This is a genomic window from Rhodopirellula maiorica SM1, assembly GCF_000346295.1.
In the GTDB taxonomy this organism is placed as follows: Bacteria; Planctomycetota; Planctomycetia; order Pirellulales; family Pirellulaceae; genus Novipirellula; species Novipirellula maiorica.
In genome coordinates this window covers 1-5,632 of record NZ_ANOG01001011.1, presented here as the reverse complement: position 1 = coordinate 5,632, position 5,632 = coordinate 1, and the positions used below count along the sequence as shown (strand labels likewise).

6 protein-coding genes are annotated in these 5,632 nt (G+C 54.9%); all 6 read left to right on the top strand.

The window, feature by feature from the left end:
* Positions 1–459: hypothetical protein (locus tag RMSM_RS32645; protein ID WP_040770707.1), on the top strand; the 459-nt coding region annotated here is incomplete at its 5' end.
* Between the two features lie 632 nt (positions 460–1,091).
* A complete protein-coding gene (locus RMSM_RS32635; RefSeq protein WP_052031914.1) occupies positions 1,092–2,201 on the top strand; it encodes a GNAT family N-acetyltransferase in 1,110 nt (369 codons plus the stop codon).
* Between the two features lie 87 nt (positions 2,202–2,288).
* Positions 2,289–2,777, top strand: a complete 489-nt coding sequence (locus RMSM_RS32630; protein WP_040770713.1) for a hypothetical protein — start codon at positions 2,289–2,291, stop codon at positions 2,775–2,777.
* A gap of 128 nt (positions 2,778–2,905) precedes the next feature.
* Positions 2,906–4,084 (top strand): peptidylprolyl isomerase, encoded by a 1,179-nt coding sequence (locus RMSM_RS32625; RefSeq protein WP_008707778.1) that lies wholly within the window; start codon positions 2,906–2,908, stop codon positions 4,082–4,084.
* Between the two features lie 302 nt (positions 4,085–4,386).
* Positions 4,387–5,004: a hypothetical protein gene (locus RMSM_RS32620; protein WP_008707775.1), complete on the top strand. Its 618-nt coding sequence runs from the start codon at positions 4,387–4,389 to the stop codon at positions 5,002–5,004.
* A gap of 221 nt (positions 5,005–5,225) precedes the next feature.
* Positions 5,226–5,534 (top strand): hypothetical protein, encoded by a 309-nt coding sequence (locus RMSM_RS32615; protein WP_008707774.1) that lies wholly within the window; start codon positions 5,226–5,228, stop codon positions 5,532–5,534.
* The last annotated feature ends 98 nt before the right edge of the window (positions 5,535–5,632 follow it).

Genomic DNA, 5,632 nt, shown 5'->3' with positions numbered 1-5,632 from the left:
GTTGCGGACTACGTCGACGAATTGGAAATCGTGGCAACCACCGTACAACAGTTGGTGGCCAATTCTCGGATTCAAACCAAGGCGGCTGTCGCGAGCGACGTCGCAGAAACCGGTTTGGCCTTGCTCGACGCCGTCGGACGTCTCGAGAGCATGGTCGAAAAGCGAGAACAACTGCTCTCGGACGCGGAAGCACCTACGTCAGGCACAACGCTGATCGAAAAACTGCGAACCGCGGGCGAGTTCGATCTTGCGGATCACAGCCAATCAGTCGCTCACATCATCGCCACGACCCACCAAGCCGCCGTGTCGTTGTTTGTATGCCAATACCACTTGTCTAGTCATTCACAGGAGATCCTGCGGTTGTTGGCCGGCATGGATACTCCCCGCACCTACCGCCGATCCGGTGCAGGAGAAGAACGAGAACGCGGCGGCGGCCAGTTGTTCAACGACGCCGCGTAGACAGATTGGCGTAGTAGCGGATGTCGTCAAGACTTTCGTTCCACGGATGCATGCCCCCCGAAACTCTTGACGGCTTGTTGATTTAGTTAGCCGCTTGGGCGCTAGCCCCGGTTTCGTCACCACAGAACCGGAGCTAGCGCCCAAACGGCTAACATCAATTTTCGAAGATCGATTAAATCAACAAGACGTTGACGAGTTTCGCCACGAAATCCTCCACAACGCCCTTGTTTTGGCGTTGGTTCCGGTTTCGTCACCCTCGAACTGCGGCGCGGGGCCCGGCCGGTCGATGTCGAACGTTTCACTCGCTGCAACCGGGGGGGCAGAACGCTGGGAGGGTGGGGACTAGGGGTCAGCGAATGATTGACGTCGGTAACCCGGCGATTAGACTGGATCTCTTGCAGCGGTCGCGTTTTCCTGAAAACGCCTTCTTTCCTGTCGCAAAATCTTGTCGTGAGCGTCGCAGTTGCGCCGCCGTATATCAAACCATTGTTGTGTCGCCATCTACTGACTCCTCTACCGCCAACGCCGCCGCTGACACGAACGCAGCCGCACTGCTAAGGTCCCCATTGCTTTCCCAAGCCCCATTACTGCGTGAATCTCCTTCGCTTGCAACCGATGCAACCTCTGCTTTGATGCGCTCTCCCTCTGCCACCGCTCCCTCCGCCGAACTTCTTGTCGATTGCGTCCCTTTTTCTCATTTGAACCAAGCGGATTTTCAAGGTTGGGAGCGTCTGCGTCGAATACGGCCGGATTACGCCAGCCCTTTTTTCTCGCCCTCGTTCATCGAAGCTGTGGATACAGCCCGTGGCGGTGATGTGGAAATCGCCCGGATCCGTCGCGGCGGAGAATTGGTTGGCTTGTGGCCGTTTCACCGAATTAACCGCATTGCGTGGCCAGTGGGTCGTTGCTTCAACGACGCCCACAATATTATTTCTGCTAATACTCCACCGATCGATTGGCGGTGGTTATTGAAAGAACTGAATTTGAAGGCGTTTCATTTTCACTCGATGGTCGGCCCCGCCGAAGGGCTGGCAGAGCACGATTGTTTTGAAACGATCGACGCTTTCTCGTTACAGTTGGGCGATGATTCGTCGGCTGCAATGTGCCGATTGGAACAAGTCCACACGACTTTGAAAAAACAACATCAGAAAACGCGAAAGATGGCCCGTGAACTGGGTGAAATCTCGCTCGAACTTGATTGCCGCGACGCCGATTTGCTCGACCGCACGATCGCAATGAAACGAGAGCAGTATCTCCGCACCAAGCCACTCGATGTGTTCGCCCCTCGTTGGCCACACACGATGCTGCATCAACTGTTTGAAAAACCACGCTCGGGGGCCTACGGGATGCTGTCAGTCTTGCGAGCAGGCGAGCACTTGGTCGCGGCGCATTATGGAATTCGCGAAGACGGGCTGCTGCATTACTGGATCCCTGTGTATGACCCTCGCTTTGCCGTCTACTCGCCGGGCACCGCATTGTTCAAACACATCGTACAGAACGCGACCCAACACGGCATTCGCACGATCGACATGGGATACGGCGAACCGACATACAAACGCAAACAAACCGACACGCAGAGCAGTGTGTTGTACGGGGTCACTTCGGGTTCGGCCCCGTATCACGCATGGCATCGGCTTCAGCATCAAACACATCAATTAGCCCGCCACATGCCGTTCAAACAACAAGTGAAGAGGTGGGTACGAACCATCGCCTCTCATTCGTCTCCATCGCAACTGTCGTAAAAGACGCCGCTAGCAAAAGCAGTTGGACGAAGATGGATGTCGTCCTACAATCGGTTTGGATCCAGTGCCCCCAAATTCGGATTGATTATGCTCGAGCCTAATACACCTGTTTACGGCTGTTTTCCGCGTTGGCCTGAAAATGGGGAAGATTTCATTCACCCCAATGATGTGGCGATTGTCACCCGTCGCATTCCCAGCGAACGCGTCTTTCGCCGAGACCGTTTTGACGGGACCTACTACCACTATCAATACGGCACGGTCCACTTTCGGCTTCGCCCTTGTTTGTGGTTGGCGGTCGAATCCGACGGCATCGACATCGGGGATTCGGTGGAAACCGTCGGCGTGGGAATGGAGCGAGAATTGTTCGTTGCCGAGGTATTTGGAATGTATTTCGTCCGCCGCAAAGGCTGTATCTTGTACCGACTGCGTCGCGGTGAAACGACCATTCCCCAACTTTTCCATGCCCAAAGCATGCGGGTATTGACCGAAAAAACTCATCTGCGTCCTGGCGAAATCAACCATCCAATGCCCCAAGTGCATGACCGTGGCGAGCGAATCCCCGGCGACTTGGTTTAGCGCGGCCGCAGTGAGAACGCATTTTCTTTTCGGGCACAATCGATTCTGACCTTGCACTGAATTCGATCGCTGGGCTACAAGCCATAGGATTGTCTGGCCCCCACACTTATTTCAGCGTAGAGCAAGGAATGCAACCGCTCGCCCCCTATCGGCTCGTCGACGCCTTCGTGGTGCTGATCGCATTGACCTGCGGTTGGTCCAATTGTCATGCACAAATCCCCACGCGGGACGAAGTCGAGGCGGCCCAGAACGTTGTGCTGCCCGATGATCCCGCGGCCATCATCGCGGTGGTCGGGCAAAGCCCGATTTATTACGGCGAAGTCGCCCCGAAAGTCGACGCCCGTATTAACGAGGTGCTGGCGAAAGCCAAACAACAGGTTCCCGAAGAACAGCTACAATACGCCCGCATCAATCTGACCCGAGGCATGCTGACGCAAGCGATTCAGAACAAGATGATGCGAGAGAGTTTTCTACTCGATCAAGTGGGCACGCAATCCGCCGACAAACGTGCTGAAGCCGATGCCACCTTGGCCGCCCGGGCGAGGCAAATGTTCTTTGAATCGGAATTGCCGCAACTGAAAAAACAGTACAAGGTCACGGACATCGCCGAGCTCGATTCAATGCTTCGCGAGAAGGGCAGTTCGCTGGCGTCCCGCCAACGCGACTTTACCGACGCCATGCTCGGTCACCTCTATATCCGCAGCAAAGTCGAAAAGGACCCAACCGTTTCGATTGCCGACATCAATCAATACTACAACGAACATCTAGACGATTACCGTCACCCGGCCGAAGCGACATGGGAACAATTGACCGTACTGTTCCGCAACTTTGCTTCGCGCGAAGAAGCGATGAAGGCAATCTCGGACATGGGGCGTGAAGCCTACTTTGGTGGCAATCTTCAAGCAGTCGCTCGAGCCAAAAGCCAAGAGCCATTCGCCAGTTCCGGAGGCCTTCACGACTGGACCGCCAAAGGATCGCTTGCCTCGGATCAGCTGGACCAACAAATTTTTTCTCTGCCGCTCAATGCGATGAGCGAGATTATCGAGGACGAAACAGGATTTCATATCCTGCGTGTGCTTGATCGCAAAGAGGCGGGGTTCAATCCGCTGAGCGAAGTGCAGGATGAAATTCGTGCCAAGATTCGCGAACAAAAGATCACCGATTCCCAAAAGAACGTGATGAAGGATATGCAAAAACGAGTGCAAGTGTGGACGCTGTTTCCAGATGACATCGAAGGTGCAAAACCGTTGCCCCAAAGCATCGGATGGCGTCCGCATGACGCCGCTGCGAATTCGAATCGTTTTTAAACAGACGCTAATCAGGTAGGCAGAAATCTTGGGGATGAAGTCCCACTAGCCGCTCGGAAGTTTAGCCCGGATTACTTGTGGGAACCGTGGCTAACGGCTTGTTGATTTAATCGAAATGCAAATCGTATGATTGAGCCGAGTGCCGTAAGGCACCGAGTAATGCGTGGGACCCGGCCGCTGACGCGTGAGCGGCTCATTAAATCAACAGCCCGCTAACGCCAAAACGGCTAAGGCACCGAACGACTCCTGCATACCTGGCTCCCCCCTCAACTCACTGATAGCGGCCCATCCAGGAACACCTCATGATCAAGCGAATTGCTCACTACGCGTCATGCGTATCGCTTGCTCTGCTGCTAATGGGCTGTGGCCAATTGGCCCATCGCCTGACGACCAACGTACCGGAAACCTTTATTCCAAACCCATTGGAATTGCCGCCGGCTCCGGATGCATTCGTTTGGTCGCAAGTAGTCGATGCAATGGATGATTACTTTCGCATCGCTCGCGAACAACCGGTACAAAACTCGGATGGGATCGTCTTGGATGGTCGGCTAGAAACGACTTATCAAGTCGGTGCCTCGCTAATGGAGCCTTGGAAAAAAGACAGCACGCCTGGATTTGAACGTTTGCAATCGACGTTGCAATCGATTCGTCGTCGCGCGATCGTGACCGTCCGTCCGCAAGGCGCCGGGTACGTGATCGAAGTCGTCGTTCAAAAGGATCTCGAGGACACCGATCGGAATCAATACGCGACCGAATCTGCGTCGAACAAACGGCACGATGGCACGTTGATACGAGAGCAAAACCGCATCGACGACACGCCGCAGACGCTGGGTTGGATCCCGCTCGGTCGTGATGCCTCGCTAGAGCAGGTAATTTTGCGAGATATTTTCGGTCGTATCACTCAGCCGGATCGCAACTGACGGCGTTCGCATCACTATTTTTATTGAAATGTGTCATTCCGAACGGGACCGACACAATCGATATCTCTTAACAGTGAATGCGGAACTTGCAGCCAAACTTGAGCTCGGATCGCTAATTTCCGAGCCGACGGTGCGCCGATACCGAAGCCTGCCTCGCGGTGCTAACACCCAGTCGCCAGGCCGTGTGAAACATTGGGCGTTCCCCCCGAGCTCTGCACCTCATGATCTGCATCACGCCTACTCGCGTCGACTACCAAACACTTTGTGCCAATGTCGAACGCCGACTTTGCGAACTCGGGCATCTTGAGTCAAAGCAGTTTCCGATGACTCAGCGGGAAGTGATTCGAGGCGGAAAACCGTGCGGTATCTACTTTTGCTTGCATGGGCCACGTAGCGTCAAATTGACCGCAATTTGTGATTTCACCAAGAACACGATCATCTATTACGGCAGCGACGGCATCCGCCGCGAAAGTGCCCCGCTGTCGGCTCGCGTTTCGAGCCAAATTCAAAACGAATTAAAAGCTGCCTAAGGCGTCGACCGCCTAGCCCCCGCGTTTCCCCCAGCTCGTTCCCGGGCTCCCGCCTGGGAACGCACTGCCCCCGGAGGCTCCCGCCTCATCCACCCAAA